The sequence below is a fragment of the Pseudomonas sp. P65(2024) genome, from assembly GCF_057480955.1.
In genome coordinates, this window is sequence record NZ_JBLIYX010000019.1 from 107,173 (window position 1) to 120,684 (window position 13,512).

The 13,512-nt window shown below is 64.1% G+C and carries 11 protein-coding genes and 7 tRNA genes; 4 read left to right on the top strand and 14 right to left on the bottom strand.

Annotation, left to right across the window (positions count from 1 at the left end; translation table 11 throughout):
- Nucleotides 1-109 precede the first annotated feature (109 nt).
- The 12 genes from AC25MA_RS22095 to gltX all read right to left on the bottom strand — a co-directional run bounded on the left by AC25MA_RS22095 (nucleotide 110) and on the right by gltX (nucleotide 6,350).
- Nucleotides 110-553 (bottom strand): Hsp20 family protein, encoded by a 444-nt coding sequence (locus AC25MA_RS22095; protein ID WP_028690428.1) that lies wholly within the window; start codon nucleotides 551-553, stop codon nucleotides 110-112.
- Between the two features lie 167 nt (nucleotides 554-720).
- Nucleotides 721-1,692 carry a tRNA dihydrouridine synthase gene (locus AC25MA_RS22100; protein ID WP_028690427.1) on the bottom strand — a complete coding sequence of 324 codons (972 nt, stop codon included), beginning with the start codon at nucleotides 1,690-1,692 and terminating at the stop codon, nucleotides 721-723.
- 52 nt (nucleotides 1,693-1,744) lie between these two features.
- Nucleotides 1,745-2,179, bottom strand: a complete 435-nt coding sequence (locus AC25MA_RS22105; RefSeq protein WP_028690426.1) for an acyl-CoA thioesterase — start codon at nucleotides 2,177-2,179, stop codon at nucleotides 1,745-1,747.
- Nucleotides 2,180-2,223: 44 nt separating this feature from the next.
- Nucleotides 2,224-3,057, bottom strand: a complete 834-nt coding sequence (locus AC25MA_RS22110) for an alpha/beta fold hydrolase (protein ID WP_028690425.1) — start codon at nucleotides 3,055-3,057, stop codon at nucleotides 2,224-2,226.
- A 24-nt stretch (nucleotides 3,058-3,081) separates the two neighbouring features.
- The gene (locus AC25MA_RS22115) at nucleotides 3,082-3,621 is read right to left on the bottom strand and encodes a TetR/AcrR family transcriptional regulator (protein ID WP_028690424.1); all 540 of its coding nucleotides are present in this window, start codon (nucleotides 3,619-3,621) and stop codon (nucleotides 3,082-3,084) included.
- A 171-nt stretch (nucleotides 3,622-3,792) separates the two neighbouring features.
- Nucleotides 3,793-3,868, bottom strand: a tRNA-Glu gene (locus AC25MA_RS22120).
- Between the two features lie 42 nt (nucleotides 3,869-3,910).
- A tRNA-Ala gene (locus tag AC25MA_RS22125) sits at nucleotides 3,911-3,986 on the bottom strand.
- Nucleotides 3,987-4,052: 66 nt separating this feature from the next.
- A tRNA-Glu gene (locus tag AC25MA_RS22130) sits at nucleotides 4,053-4,128 on the bottom strand.
- 42 nt (nucleotides 4,129-4,170) lie between these two features.
- Nucleotides 4,171-4,246: transfer RNA gene (locus AC25MA_RS22135), tRNA-Ala, on the bottom strand.
- Between the two features lie 52 nt (nucleotides 4,247-4,298).
- Nucleotides 4,299-4,374, bottom strand: a tRNA-Glu gene (locus tag AC25MA_RS22140).
- Between the two features lie 72 nt (nucleotides 4,375-4,446).
- Nucleotides 4,447-4,522 (bottom strand) — tRNA-Ala (locus tag AC25MA_RS22145).
- A 346-nt stretch (nucleotides 4,523-4,868) separates the two neighbouring features.
- Nucleotides 4,869-6,350, bottom strand: coding sequence for a glutamate--tRNA ligase (gltX, locus tag AC25MA_RS22150; RefSeq protein ID WP_028690423.1), 1,482 nt, complete (start codon nucleotides 6,348-6,350; stop codon nucleotides 4,869-4,871).
- 142 nt (nucleotides 6,351-6,492) lie between these two features.
- On the opposite strand from gltX, the gene AC25MA_RS22155 reads away from it, so the two are divergent.
- The gene (locus AC25MA_RS22155) at nucleotides 6,493-7,542 is read left to right on the top strand and encodes an HlyD family secretion protein (protein ID WP_463402476.1); all 1,050 of its coding nucleotides are present in this window, start codon (nucleotides 6,493-6,495) and stop codon (nucleotides 7,540-7,542) included.
- Nucleotides 7,532-9,082, top strand: a complete 1,551-nt coding sequence (locus AC25MA_RS22160) for an MDR family MFS transporter (protein WP_069017539.1) — start codon at nucleotides 7,532-7,534, stop codon at nucleotides 9,080-9,082. Before AC25MA_RS22155 ends, AC25MA_RS22160 begins: the two co-directional genes overlap by 11 nt.
- 119 nt (nucleotides 9,083-9,201) lie before the next feature.
- Here AC25MA_RS22160 and uvrB read toward each other — a convergent pair whose 3' ends face one another.
- Nucleotides 9,202-11,217, bottom strand: a complete 2,016-nt coding sequence (gene uvrB, locus AC25MA_RS22165) for an excinuclease ABC subunit UvrB (protein ID WP_486972383.1) — start codon at nucleotides 11,215-11,217, stop codon at nucleotides 9,202-9,204.
- A gap of 289 nt (nucleotides 11,218-11,506) precedes the next feature.
- Here uvrB and AC25MA_RS22170 point away from each other — a divergent pair, with 289 nt between their 5' ends.
- Both AC25MA_RS22170 and AC25MA_RS22175 read left to right on the top strand, forming a co-directional pair.
- Nucleotides 11,507-12,703 carry an amino acid aminotransferase gene (locus tag AC25MA_RS22170; RefSeq protein WP_028690419.1) on the top strand — a complete coding sequence of 399 codons (1,197 nt, stop codon included), beginning with the start codon at nucleotides 11,507-11,509 and terminating at the stop codon, nucleotides 12,701-12,703.
- A 62-nt stretch (nucleotides 12,704-12,765) separates the two neighbouring features.
- Nucleotides 12,766-12,841, top strand: a tRNA-Asn gene (locus AC25MA_RS22175).
- Between the two features lie 54 nt (nucleotides 12,842-12,895).
- Here the strand turns inward: AC25MA_RS22175 and AC25MA_RS22180 are convergent.
- A complete protein-coding gene (locus AC25MA_RS22180; RefSeq protein WP_028690418.1) occupies nucleotides 12,896-13,312 on the bottom strand; it encodes a cupin domain-containing protein in 417 nt (138 codons plus the stop codon).
- Between the last annotated feature and the right edge of the window lie 200 nt (nucleotides 13,313-13,512).

Below are 13,512 nucleotides of genomic sequence, written 5' to 3' on the forward strand. Positions count from 1 at the left end.
GCATTGCAATCGCGGGACAAGCCCGCTCCCACGCCAGTCAAAGGGCATTCATCCCCGGCACAAAGCAGAAAGGGCACCCGAAGGTGCCCTTTCTTTCATCCCGCCGAACTCAGTTCAGCGCCGGCTTTTCGCCGTTGATCGGGATGCGCTTGGCCTTGGCTTCTTCCGGCACAATGCGCAGCAGTTCGATGCTGAGCAGGCCGTTGGCCAGGCCCGCGCCCTTGACCTCGATATGGTCGGCCAGGCGGAACGACAGCTTGAAGGCGCGCTGGGCAATGCCCTGGTGCAGGAAGGTGACGCCTTCGCTGGCGTTGTCGCGCTTGCCGCCGGTCACGGTCAGGACGCCTTTTTCGACTTGCAGGTCGAGGTCCTGTTCCTGGAAGCCGGCCGCGGCGACCACGATGCGATAGTGGTCATCGCCATGCTTTTCCACGTTGTAGGGCGGGTAGCTGCTACCGGCCTCGTTACGGGCGGCGGCTTCGAACAGGTCGTTGAAACGGTCGAAACCGACGGAGTTGCGGAAAAGCGGTGCAAGAGAGAAAGCGGTAGTCATGGTCATTAACTCCTGAGATTCAGCAAGTAAAGTCACTACGCGACCCGACTTCGGCATCGCGTACTCAAGAGATAGGTCCTGGCAAAAGGCTTTCAAGGGCTGGCATGAAAAAATTTTCGACTGGGTATGGTTTCGTGGGAGCGGGCTTGCCCCGCGAAAGCGCCGACTCAGGCGACACAAGCCTCAACGGCGCGCATCTTCACGCCCAGCAACTCACTGATCCGCTGGCAGTCATCCTCTCGACGCAACTCAGCGAACAGCGCCACCGCCTCGGGATAGCCACGGGTCAACATCGCCAGCCACTGCTTCATTCGCCCCGGCGCGTAGCGCGGCGACAGCTTGTCCTGGGCCTGGCGCCAGAACTCGCGCAGCAGTGGCAGCAACTCATCCCAGCTCATCGGCTGGTACTCGACGCCATCGCGGGCCGCGGCGATCTGCAGCGCCAGGTCCGGGCGCGACACCAGCCCGCGCCCCAGCATGATGTCCTTGGCACCGCTGACTTCGCGGCAGCGCCGCCAGTCGTCGACCGTCCAGATCTCGCCATTGGCGAACACCGGCACCGCGACCACATCCTGCACCCGCGCCACCCACTCCCAATGGGCCGGCGGCTTGTAGCCCTCGACCTTGGTCCGCGCATGCACCACCAGGTGCGCCGAGCCGCCTTCGGCCAGCGCCCTGGCGCAGTCCAGCGCGCCGTCGGGGCTGTCGTAGCCCAGGCGCATCTTCGAGGTCACCGGGATATGCGCCGGCACCGCGCGCCGCACCTCGCGGACAATGGCATGCAGCAGCTCGGGCTCCTTGAGCAGCACCGCCCCGCCCCGAGACTTGTTGACGGTCTTGGCCGGGCAGCCGAAGTTCAGGTCGATGACCGGCGCGCCCAGCTCGCAGGCCAGGGCCGCATTTTCAGCCAGGCACACCGGATCCGAGCCGAGCAATTGCACGCGCATCGGCACGCCGGCGGCGGTGCGCGCGCCCTGGCGCAGCTCCGGCGCCAGCTTGTCGAACGACGACGCCGGCAGCAGGCGGTCGCAGACGCGGATGAACTCGGTGACGCACCAATCGATGCCGCCCACCCGGGTCAGGACGTCGCGCAGGATGTTGTCGACCAGCCCCTCCATCGGGGCCAGGGCAATTTGCATTTCAGGGTCTCGCCACGCAAAAGGCGGCAGTCTAGCAAAAAAACGCCGCGCTTCAGCGGCCGGTCAGCGCCGGACCGTAACCATCGAGGAATTGCGCCGGCATGCGCTTGGGCTTGCCGCTGGACAGCTCGATGCAGGCGAAGGTGGTCTGCGCCCGCAGCAAGGTGACGCCGTCACTCGGGCGCTTGAGCTGGAAGCGCCGGGTCATGCGCAGGCGCTGGTCCCAGTCGACGATCCAGGTGGCCAGCTGCAGCTCGTCGTCCTCATAGGCGGCGGCGAGGTAGTCGATTTCATGGCGGACCACCGCCATCGCCCGGTCCAGCCGGCGATACTCGGCCAGGTCCAGCCCCAGGCGCTGGGAATGGCGCCAGGCACAGCGCTCAAGCCAGGTGACATAGACGGCGTTGTTGGCGTGACCGAGGCCGTCGATGTCCTCGCTGCCGACGCGTAGGTCGATGATGAATGGTGCTGCCAGATCCCAGCTCATGCCCGCTCCCGGTGTTCAGTGACCGGGCAGAGTGTAACGGATGCTCAGGCGCTTTGCCGCGCGCGTTGGCTGGAGCGCGCCAGCAGCTCCATCACCGCCTCGCCCAGGCGCGGGTCGGCCAACACCCGCTGATGGCCGCCCTCTTCCAGCAGCAGCAAGCGGCTGTCGAACCAGGCTTGGTGAATTACCGGCGCCTCGCCGGCCGGCACCACCGGATCGTCCTCGGCATGCACCACCAGGCCCGGCACATCCAGCTGATAGCCACTGACATCCAGGCGCGCCACCTGCACGCCGACATCCCGCTCCACCTGACGGATGAATGCGGCCCTGGCCCGGGCCGGCAGGCCAAGACGCCGGGCGAAGCCACGCAGCACGCCAAGCAGGCGTGCCGGCGCGGCGATGCTGACTGCCGCATCGGTGCGCAGCCCCCATTGCAGGGCCAGCAACAGGCTGGCGCCGCCCATGGAGTGGCCAATCACCGCCCGCAACGGCGGCAGCTCGGCGGCGGCCTCCAGCAAAGCGCGAGCGAACGCCACCACATGCGCCTGCTCGCCGGGCGAGCGCCCATGGGCCGGCCCTTCCAGCGACACCACGGTGTGGCCGCTGTCGACCAGCCGCTCGATCAACGCCGCGAACTGGGTAGGGCGCCCTTCCCAGCCATGCATCAGCAACACCGTCGGCCCCTGCCCCCAGCGCAGCGCCGACAGCCCGAAACGCAGGGTGATGCGCTCGGCGCGGGCCAGCAGCGGCAGCTCCCAGGGTTTGGGCGGCAAGGCGCGCGGCGTCATGAAGGCACGGCGCATCTTGCCGGCGACATGCTCGGGGACCAGGTGGCCGAGAGTGCCATTGACGCCACGAATCCAGCTCAGGGTAGTCATCGCCTTGCTCCAGGGTCAGGTTGCTCAGATCACCGCCGACTTGGCGGCGCGCAGGATACGGTCGGACAGTTCGCCATCGCCCAGGGCACGGGCCACGGCCAGGCCACCCACCATCAGGGCGAAATCGGCGAGCGCCTTGTCGATGTCTTCGGGTCGATCGACCATCTGTGCGGTCATCAACTCGATGTGTTCGGCCAACACGTTGCGAAACGCCTCCGGCAGGCGTTGCATCTCGCTCAGTGCATTGGGAATCGGGCACGCCTGCACCTCGGAATCACGGTGCTTGCGCGACAGGTAGAAAGCCGCCACAAGGGCCCGGCGCTCGGCGCCGTCAAGGGCGGGATCGAGCTGGGCGAGCAAGGCGCGGCGCTCGCCGAGCAACTGGCTGAACGCCTCGAGCATGAGCTCGTCCTTGCTGTCGAAGTGGGCATAGAAGCCGCCGACCGTCAGCCCCGCGGCGCCCATGACCTGGCTGACGCTCGGCTCGGCCGGCCCCTGTTGCACCAGCGCGCTGCGGGCGGCATCGAGGATGCGTTCGCGGGTCTTGCTCTTCTTGTCGCTCATGGCTCACCTCAAAACATTATGGTCATCATATTATATTCATAATATTTTCTGGCAAGCGGAATCTACGGCCATTGATCGGCGCAGCGACATTTTTCGGGAGGCAGAAAAAACAAAAGGCCCATTCAATAATCGAATGAGCCTTATAAGTCCTGCAAAACGCAGGTAAAAAATTGGCGTCCCCTAGGGGACTCGAACCCCTGTTACCGCCGTGAAAGGGCGGTGTCCTAGGCCACTAGACGAAGGGGACTTTAACCTTCGTGCCGACTCGCTGCTGCGAATCGTGGCAAATTGGTGGAGCTAAGCGGGATCGAACCGCTGACCTCCTGCATGCCATGCAGGCGCTCTCCCAGCTGAGCTATAGCCCCGAGTAAAACAAATAACTCACCGATCTGGATGATGAGCTATTCAACGCCCGCAAACGCGGGTAAAAGTGGCGTCCCCTAGGGGACTCGAACCCCTGTTACCGCCGTGAAAGGGCGGTGTCCTAGGCCACTAGACGAAGGGGACGTAACCTTCGTGCCGACCCGCTTTCGCGAATCGCGGCAAAATTGGTGGAGCTAAGCGGGATCGAACCGCTGACCTCCTGCATGCCATGCAGGCGCTCTCCCAGCTGAGCTATAGCCCCGGATTTCTAGCCTCGCGGCCCAGCGACATTTTAAACATCGCTTGTGTGAAACTGGCGTCCCCTAGGGGACTCGAACCCCTGTTACCGCCGTGAAAGGGCGGTGTCCTAGGCCACTAGACGAAGGGGACGAACCTTCTTACCTTCAAGACCCGCTTGCTGGAACCGGTCTTGCCTGACGGCCTTTGCCATCAGTCGGAATTTGGTGGAGCTAAGCGGGATCGAACCGCTGACCTCCTGCATGCCATGCAGGCGCTCTCCCAGCTGAGCTATAGCCCCACAATGTCGCTTTGAACCGAAGCGCTGGCTGGGTGCCTGGCGTTTCGTTTTCGTTCATCGCTGTGGACGGGGCGCATATTAAGATCGGATTGCAGGGCTGTCAAACGAATTTTTGAAAATATTCAAAATTTTTTTCACAGATAACAATCACTTACCGTCCTGCCCTGCTGCTACCGATTACTTGGCCGCGAGGGAAATGCCTGTGGGAGCGGCCTTGCGTCGCGAAAGGGCCGCACAGCGGCCCCGGCGATTATTGCGTGGAAGCTAATTTCGCGGGACCGCGTTGCGGTCCTTTCGCGACGCAAGGCCGCTCCCACAAGGTTCAGCGACCGCCTTCAGTACGCCATCAGGCGATATTCGCCAGCAGCTTCTCCCACTCCTTGTTTTCCTTCTTCGACACGCCACCGAGCAGGTCGATGGCCTGGCGCAGGCGGTAGCGAGTCAGGTCGGGACCGAGGATTTCCATGGCGTCGAGCACCGACACCGAGCTGGCCTGGCCGGTGATGGCGGCGAACATCAGCGGCATGGCATCGCGCAACTTGAACTCCAGCGACTCGACCACGGCCTGGATACAGCCGGTGATGCGGTCCTTTTCCCACTGACGCAGGCTTTCCAGCTTCCACAGGATCAGCTGCATCACCTGGCGTACCTGATCGGCCGACAGCTTCTTGCTCTCGAACAGCTTGGCGTCGAGCTTGAGCGCGCCCTCGAAGAAAAAGCCTCCCAACGGGGCAACCTGGCTGAAGGTCTCGACCCGGCCTTGCACGTGCGGGGCGATCTTCATCATGTAGTCGCTATTGAACGCCCACTTCTGCACGCGCGCGGCGAACTCTTCCACCGGCAGCTCACGCAGCCACTGGCCGTTCAGCCAAGACAGCTTCTCGATGTCGAAGATCGGACCGCCCAGGGAGATGCGCGACAGGTCGAAGTGCTCGACCATCTCGGCCAGCGAGAACTTCTCGCGCTCGTCCGGCATCGACCAGCCCATGCGGCCCAGATAGTTGAGCATGGCTTCAGGCATGAAGCCCATGCGCTCGTAGAAGGTCACCGAGGTCGGGTTCTTGCGCTTGGACAGCTTGCTCTTGTCGGGGTTGCGCAAAAGCGGCATGTAGCACAGCTTGGGCTGTTCCCAGCCGAAGTACTCGTACAGCTTGATCAGCTTGGGCGCCGACGGCAGCCACTCTTCGCCGCGCAGCACGTGGGTGATGCCCATCAGGTGGTCGTCGACCACGTTGGCCAGGAAGTAGGTCGGCAGGCCGTCGTTCTTCATCAGCACCTGCATGTCCATGCGGTCCCACGGAATCTCGACATCGCCACGGAGCATGTCCGGCACGACGCAGACGCCTTCGCTCGGCACCTTCATGCGGATCACATGCGGCTCGCCAGCGGCCAGGCGGCGCTGCACTTCCTCGTCGCTCAGCAGCAGGGCGCGGCCATCGTAGCGCGGGGTTTCGCCGCGGGCCATCTGCTCGGCACGCATCTGCTCCAGCTCTTCGGCGGTGCAGAAGCAGTAGAAGGCGTGGCCGGCGTCGACCAGTTGCTTGGCGTACTTGGCATAGATCTCGCCACGCTCGCTCTGCCGGTATGGACCGTGCGGGCCGCCCACGTCCGGGCCTTCGTTCCACTCAATGCCGAGCCAGCGCAGGGCGTCGAAGATCTGCTGCTCGGACTCGCGGGTGGAGCGCAACTGGTCGGTGTCTTCGATCCGCAGGATGAACTCACCGCCGTGCTGCTTGGCGAAGCAGTAGTTGAACAGGGCGATGTAGGCGGTGCCGACATGGGGGTCGCCGGTGGGCGATGGCGCGATACGCGTGCGAACGGTGGTCATGGAGAGTCTCGAACAAAGAGAAACAAAGGCGGGATGTTAGCAGGGAGCAGGTACCGGGCTCCAGCAATGGCGCGATCGTCACTTGTGAGGGGACTGCCGAGCGCTGTTAAATTTGCTTACATTCTCGCAACGACAGCCTCCCATGCCCACTCCACTCAAACGCCGCCTGCTGGTCTTCATCTCCCTGGTGCTGCTGGTCGGCCTCGCCTTCCTGGCCCACTGGTACTTCAAGGGGCGCTTCTTTGAGAGCACCGACAACGCCTATGTCCAAGGCGAGATCACCCGCATCTCCAGCCAGCTGGGCGCGCGCATCGAAGAGGTGCGGGTCGAGGACAACCAGCACGTGCGCAAGGGCGACCTTTTGGTGCGCCTGGAAACCGCCGACTTCGAACTGGCCGTCGAGCGCGCCCGCGCGGCCCTGGCCACCCGCGAGGCGGAACTGGCCCAGGCGCGTAGCCGCCTGACCCAGCAAGGCAGCCTGATCGCGGCCGGTCAGGCCCAGGTGGCCGCCAGCCAGGCCACCCTCGACCGCTCGCAGTTGGACCTCAACCGTGCCCAGGCCCTGCGCAAGCCCGGCTTCGTCTCCGAAGAGCGGGTCACCACCTTGTCGGCGGAAAGCCATGTCGCCCGCTCGCAGGTAGACAAGGCCCAGGCTGACCTCAAGGGCCAGCGCCAGCAGGTCGATGCCCTGAACGCCGAACTCAAACGCCTCGATGCGCAAATCGCCAATGCCCGCGCCGACCTGGCCCAGGCCGAGCTGAACCTGACCCGCTGCGCGATTCACGCGCCGATCAGCGGCACCATTGGCCAGCGCAACGCCCGCAACGGCCAGGTAGTGCAGGCCGGCGCCTACCTGTTGTCGATCGTCCCCGACGAGGACATCTGGGTACAGGCCAATTTCAAGGAAACCCAGATCGGAAGGATGCACCCCGGGCAGCACGCCGAACTGCGGTTCGACAGCTACCCCGATACCCCGATCGAAGGCCGCGTGAACAGCCTGTTCGCCGCTTCCGGCGCGCAGTTCAGCCTGTTGCCGCCAGACAACGCCACCGGCAACTTCACCAAGGTGGTGCAGCGCATTCCGGTCAAGCTGACCTTCGCCGCCGACAACCCGCTGCATGGGCGCATCCGCCCGGGCATGTCGGTCACCGCCACGGTCGACCTGCGCGATGGGGATACCGATGGCCGGTGACGCGCCGCTGCGCCCCACCGCGGAGCCGACCCGGCGCGACTGGATCGCGGTGATGAGCGTGATGCTCGGCGCCTTCATGGCGGTGCTGGACATCCAGATCACCAACTCTTCGCTCAAGGACATCCAGGGCGCGCTGTCGGCGACCCTGGAAGAAGGCTCGTGGATCTCCACCTCCTACCTGGTGGCCGAGATCATCATGATCCCGCTGACCGCCTGGCTGGTGCAACTGCTCTCGGCCCGGCGCCTGGCGGTGTGGGTGTCGCTGGGCTTCCTGGTGTCGTCGCTGCTGTGCTCGATGGCCTGGAACCTCGAGAGCATGATCGTGTTCCGCGCCCTGCAGGGTTTCACCGGTGGCGCGCTGATCCCGCTGGCGTTCACCCTGACCCTGATCAAGCTGCCCGAACACCACCGCGCCAAGGGCATGGCCATGTTCGCCATGACCGCCACCTTCGCCCCCTCCATCGGCCCGACCCTGGGCGGCTGGCTGACCGAGAACTGGGGCTGGGAGTACATCTTCTACATCAACATCCCGCCGGGGCTGGTGATGATCGCCGGCCTGCTCTACGGGCTGGAGAAGAAGGAAGCGCACTGGGAACTGCTCAAGAGCACCGACTACGCCGGCATCGTCACTCTTGGCCTGGGCCTGGGCTGTCTGCAGGTGTTTCTCGAGGAGGGGCATCGCAAGGACTGGCTGGAGTCGAACCTGATTGTCAGCCTGGGCAGCGTCGCCCTGCTCAGCCTGATCCTGTTCGTGATCCTGCAGTTCTCCCGCCCGCACCCGCTGATCAACCTGCGAATCCTCGGCAACCGCAACTTCGGCCTGTCGAGCATCGCCAGCCTGGGCATGGGCGTCGGCCTGTACGGGTCGATCTACTTGCTGCCGCTGTACCTGGCGCAGATCCAGGGCTACAACGCCCTGCAGATCGGCGAGGTGATCATGTGGATGGGCGTGCCACAGCTGTTCCTGATCCCGCTGGTGCCGCAGCTGATGAAGGTGATCCCGCCCAAGGTGCTGTGCGCCCTGGGTTTTTGCCTGTTCGGCGCGGCCAGTTTTGGCTCCGGGGTGCTCAACCCGGACTTCGCCGGGCCGCAGTTCAACCAGATTCAGGTGATTCGCGCCCTTGGCCAACCGATGATCATGGTGACCATCTCACTGATTGCCACGGCCTATATCCAGCCCCAGGACGCGGGCTCGGCGTCGAGCCTGTTCAACATCCTGCGCAACTTGGGCGGCGCCATCGGCATCGCCTTGCTGGCGACGCTGCTGGATGCGCGGACCAAGGAATACTTCGACTACCTGCGCGAGGCGGTGGTGCCGAACAATCCGCAGGTGGCGGAGCGTCTGGCGCAGTTGGCGGAGCGGCTGGGCAGCGAAAACGCGGCGCTGGGCAAGCTGTCGGAGATTACCCACCAGCAGGCCTTGATCATGGCCTACAACGATGCCTTTCATTTTGTCGGGATCGGGCTGGCGGTGAGCATGTTGGCGGTGCTGCTGACGCGCACATTGCCGCAGGGGTTGAAGGCGGGTGAGGCGCATTGATCGAGTCACGCCTTGACCTGTAGGAGCAACTGTCTTGCTCAACTGCTAAAGCTAGCGCGATCCCTGTGGGAGCGTAGCCCGAAGGGCTGGGCAATCTCCTACAGTGATTGCGTAGGGCTTTAGCTGGCCAACAGGCGCTCGCGCAGCTTGCCGATTTCGTCGCGCAACTGCGCGGCGGCCTCGAACTCCAGATCGCGGGCGAACTGGAACATCTTTTCTTCCAGCTGCTTGATGCGCTTGGTGATCTGCGCCGGGGTCTGCAGCTCGGCCTCGTAGCGCTCGGCCTCCTCCGCCACCTTGGCCATGCCCTTGCGCTTCTTGCTCCGCGCTCCCGGCACCGTGGCGCCTTCCATGATGTCGGTGATGTCCTTGACCACGCCCTTGGGCACGATGCCATTGGCTTCGTTGAACGCCACCTGCTTGGCCCGACGCCGCTCGGTCTCGTCGATGGCCCGCTGCATGGAGCCGGTGATGTTGTCGGCGTAGAGGATCGCCTTGCCGTTGAGGTTGCGCGCGGCACGACCGATGGTCTGGATCAGCGAGCGCTCGGAACGCAGGAAGCCCTCCTTGTCGGCATCGAGGATCGCCACCAGCGACACCTCGGGCATGTCCAGGCCCTCGCGCAGCAGGTTGATCCCCACCAGCACGTCGAAGGTGCCCAGGCGCAGGTCGCGGATGATCTCGACCCGCTCGACGGTGTCGATATCCGAGTGCAGGTAGCGCACCCGCACATCGTGGTCGGCCAGGTAATCGGTGAGGTCCTCGGCCATGCGCTTGGTCAGCGTGGTGGCCAGCACCCGCTCGCCCACGGCCACGCGCTTGCCGATCTCCGACAACAGGTCGTCCACCTGGGTCAACGCCGGGCGCACCTCGACCTGCGGATCGACCAGGCCGGTCGGCCGCACCACCTGCTCCACCACCCGCCCGGCGTGCTCGGCCTCGTAGGGGCCGGGCGTGGCGGAGACGAAGATGGTCTGTGGGCTGACCGCCTCCCATTCGTCGAAGCGCATCGGCCGGTTGTCCAGTGCCGACGGCAGGCGGAAGCCATACTCCACCAGGGTTTCCTTGCGCGAGCGATCGCCCTTGTACATGGCGCCGACCTGGGGAACGCTGACGTGGGATTCGTCGATCACCAGCAGCGCGTCATCCGGCAGGTAGTCGTAGAGCGTGGGCGGCGGCGCGCCGGCCGGGCGTCCGGAGAGGTAGCGCGAGTAGTTCTCGATGCCGTTGCAGTAGCCCAGCTCGAGGATCATCTCCAGGTCGAAGCGGGTGCGCTGCTCCAGGCGCTGGGCCTCCACCAGCTTGTTGTGCGAATTCAGGTACTCCAGGCGCTCCTTGAGCTCCTCCTTGATCCCGTCCACGGCCTCGACCAGGGTTTCCCGCGGGGTCACGTAGTGGCTCTTGGGGTAGAAGGTGAACCGCGGCAGCTTGCGAATCACCTCGCCGGTCAGCGGGTCGAAGGCGGCGATATTCTCCACCTCGTCGTCGAACAGCTCGATGCGGATCGCCTCCAGGTCCGATTCGGCCGGGAAGATGTCGATCACGTCGCCACGCACGCGGAAGGTGGCACGGGCGAAGTCCATCTCGTTGCGGGTGTACTGCAGGTCGGCCAGGCGCCGCAGCAGGGCGCGCTGATCGAGTTTGTCGCCGCGGTCGACGTGCAGGACCATTTTCAGGTAGGTCTCAGGACTGCCCAGGCCGTAGATGCACGAGACGGTGGTGACGATAATCGCGTCGCGCCGCTCCAGCAGCGCCTTGGTCGCCGACAGGCGCATCTGCTCGATGTGATCGTTGATCGACGCGTCCTTCTCGATGAAGGTGTCCGACGACGGCACATAGGCTTCGGGCTGGTAGTAGTCGTAGTAGGAGACGAAGTACTCCACCGCGTTGTTCGGGAAGAACGCCTTGAACTCGCCGTACAACTGCGCAGCCAGGGTCTTGTTCGGCGCCAGCACCATGGTCGGGCGCTGCACCTGCTGGATGACGTTGGCGATGCTGAAGGTCTTGCCCGAGCCGGTGACCCCGAGCAGGGTCTGGTGCGACAGGCCCGCGTCGATGCCCTCGACCATCTGGCGGATGGCCTCGGGCTGGTCGCCGGCCGGCTGGAATCGGGTGACGAGCTGGAACTCGGACATGACGGACCTCGTGGATGTCGCGGCAACTGTAAATTTAGCCAGTAGTCTATACCCAAATGCGCGCCCTGGGCGCGGCATTCAAGCCCGACCTGTGAACGTTCATGTCAATGGACCGGGCAATTCGACCAATGGTCGAAAAATATTTGCGCAAACAGCCGGAAAAGCTGCGCCAGACTGTCGCAGTGACCGGTCGGTATCACTATACTGACTCCCCGTTTGCGCACCGCTTCAGTGCCTTCGGCTGGAGCGTGGCGACCCCTATCACTCTCCTATCAGAGCCAAGGTAACAATGAGCCTGTTTTCCGCTGTCGAGCTGGCACCCCGCGACCCTATCCTGGGCCTCAACGAAGCATTCAACGCCGACCCACGCACCGACAAGGTGAACCTGGGCGTGGGCGTCTACTGCAATGAGGAAGGCCGCATCCCGCTGCTGCGCGCGGTGATCGAGGCCGAGACCGCCCGTGCCGCCCAGCACGCTTCCCGCGGCTACCTGCCGATCGACGGCATCGCCCAGTACGACCAGGCCGTGCAGAAGCTGATCTTCGGCGCCGAGTCGCCGCTGCTGGCCGCCGGCCGCGTGGTCACCGTGCAGGCCGTGGGCGGCACCGGCGCGCTGAAGATCGGCGCCGATTTCCTCAAACGCCTGCAGCCGGGCGCCGTAGTGGCCATCAGCGACCCGAGCTGGGAAAACCACCGCGCCCTGTTCGAGAGCGCCGGCTTCCCGGTACAGACCTACCGTTACTACGATGCCGCCAGCCACGACGTCAACCGCGCCGGCATGCTCGAGGACCTGAACAAACTGCCAGCCGGCTCGGTCATCGTCCTGCACGCCTGCTGCCACAACCCAACCGGTGTCGACCTGTCGCTGGACGACTGGAAGAATGTCCTGGAAGTGGTCAAGGCCAAGGGCCACATCCCGTTCCTGGACATGGCCTACCAGGGCTTCGGTGCCGGCATCGACGAAGACGCCTTCGCCGTGCGCCTGTTCGCCGAATCGGGCCTGGAGTTCTTCGTATCCAGCTCGTTCTCCAAGTCGTTCTCGCTGTATGGCGAACGCGTCGGCGCGCTGTCGATCGTCACTGCCTCGAAAGACGAAAGCACCCGCGTGCTGTCGCAGGTCAAGCGCGTGATCCGCACCACCTACTCCAACCCGCCGACCCACGGCGCCAGCATCGTCGCCGCCGTGCTCAACAGCCCCGAGCTGCGCCAGATGTGGGAAACCGAGCTGGCCGAGATGCGCGAGCGCATCCACGGCATGCGCAAGCAGATGGTCGAGCTGCTGGCCGAATACGGCGCCAAGCGCGACTTCAGCTTTGTCGGTCGCCAGTGCGGCATGTTCTCCTACTCGGGCCTGACCGTGGAGCAAGTGGCGCGCCTGAAGAACGAGTTCGGCATCTACGCCCTGGACACCGGCCGCATCGCGGTCGCCGCCCTGAACCAGAGCAACATTCACGTGGTCACCAAGGCCATCGTCGAAGTGCTGTAACTGCTTGATTGTCTTGGGGGAAGCTTGACTTCCCCCGGGCAATCGGTAAGATACGCGCAGATTCCGCGATAGCTCAGTCGGTAGAGCAAATGACTGTTAATCATTGGGTCCCTGGTTCGAGTCCAGGTCGCGGAGCCAAATACTGAAAACCTCCAGATGCGCAAGCACTGGAGGTTTTTTATCGCCTGCGATTCAGGGCTTGGGCAAAGGCTCGGTCACCGGCTTGCCCTCCTCCACCAGGCTCCAGACCAGCAGCTTGGCCGGCGCGCGCTTGCTGGCATTGCGCGACACGCTGTGCACGGTGCCCGGCGCCTCGTACCAGAACTCGCCGGCCTGGTAGGTTTTCTCCGGCTCGTCGTTGAGTTTGGAGGTCACCGCTCCTTCCAATACATAGGCCATGACCGCTCCCGGATGCTGGTGGGCGGGCGACGCCTGGCCGGGGCCATAGCTGACCATGAGCATTACAGCTCTCTTGCCTGGGGCATTGGTCGGGAGCTGCTCCTGCAGAATCCTGACCTGATCGGGTTTCTCGCCGTGGGCCCAGGCAGGCGACAGTAGTGCGAGCAGGCTTGACGTCAACAGCACAACGGCTAGATGGATGAATCGCATGGGGCTTCTCCTGAGGGATATCTACCTGCAGGTTAAGCCCAGGTTTGTGAGCGGCAAATGGCCAATTCGCGGGAAAAACGGGAGGCCGATTGGGGAATCACACGAGGGTGTCAGAAATTTTGTGTTCGGGCATAACATGAGTAAGAGGTGCATGTATGCCAACCAAAAAGAAACCCTTGCGTGACCTGCCCAAAATCCCC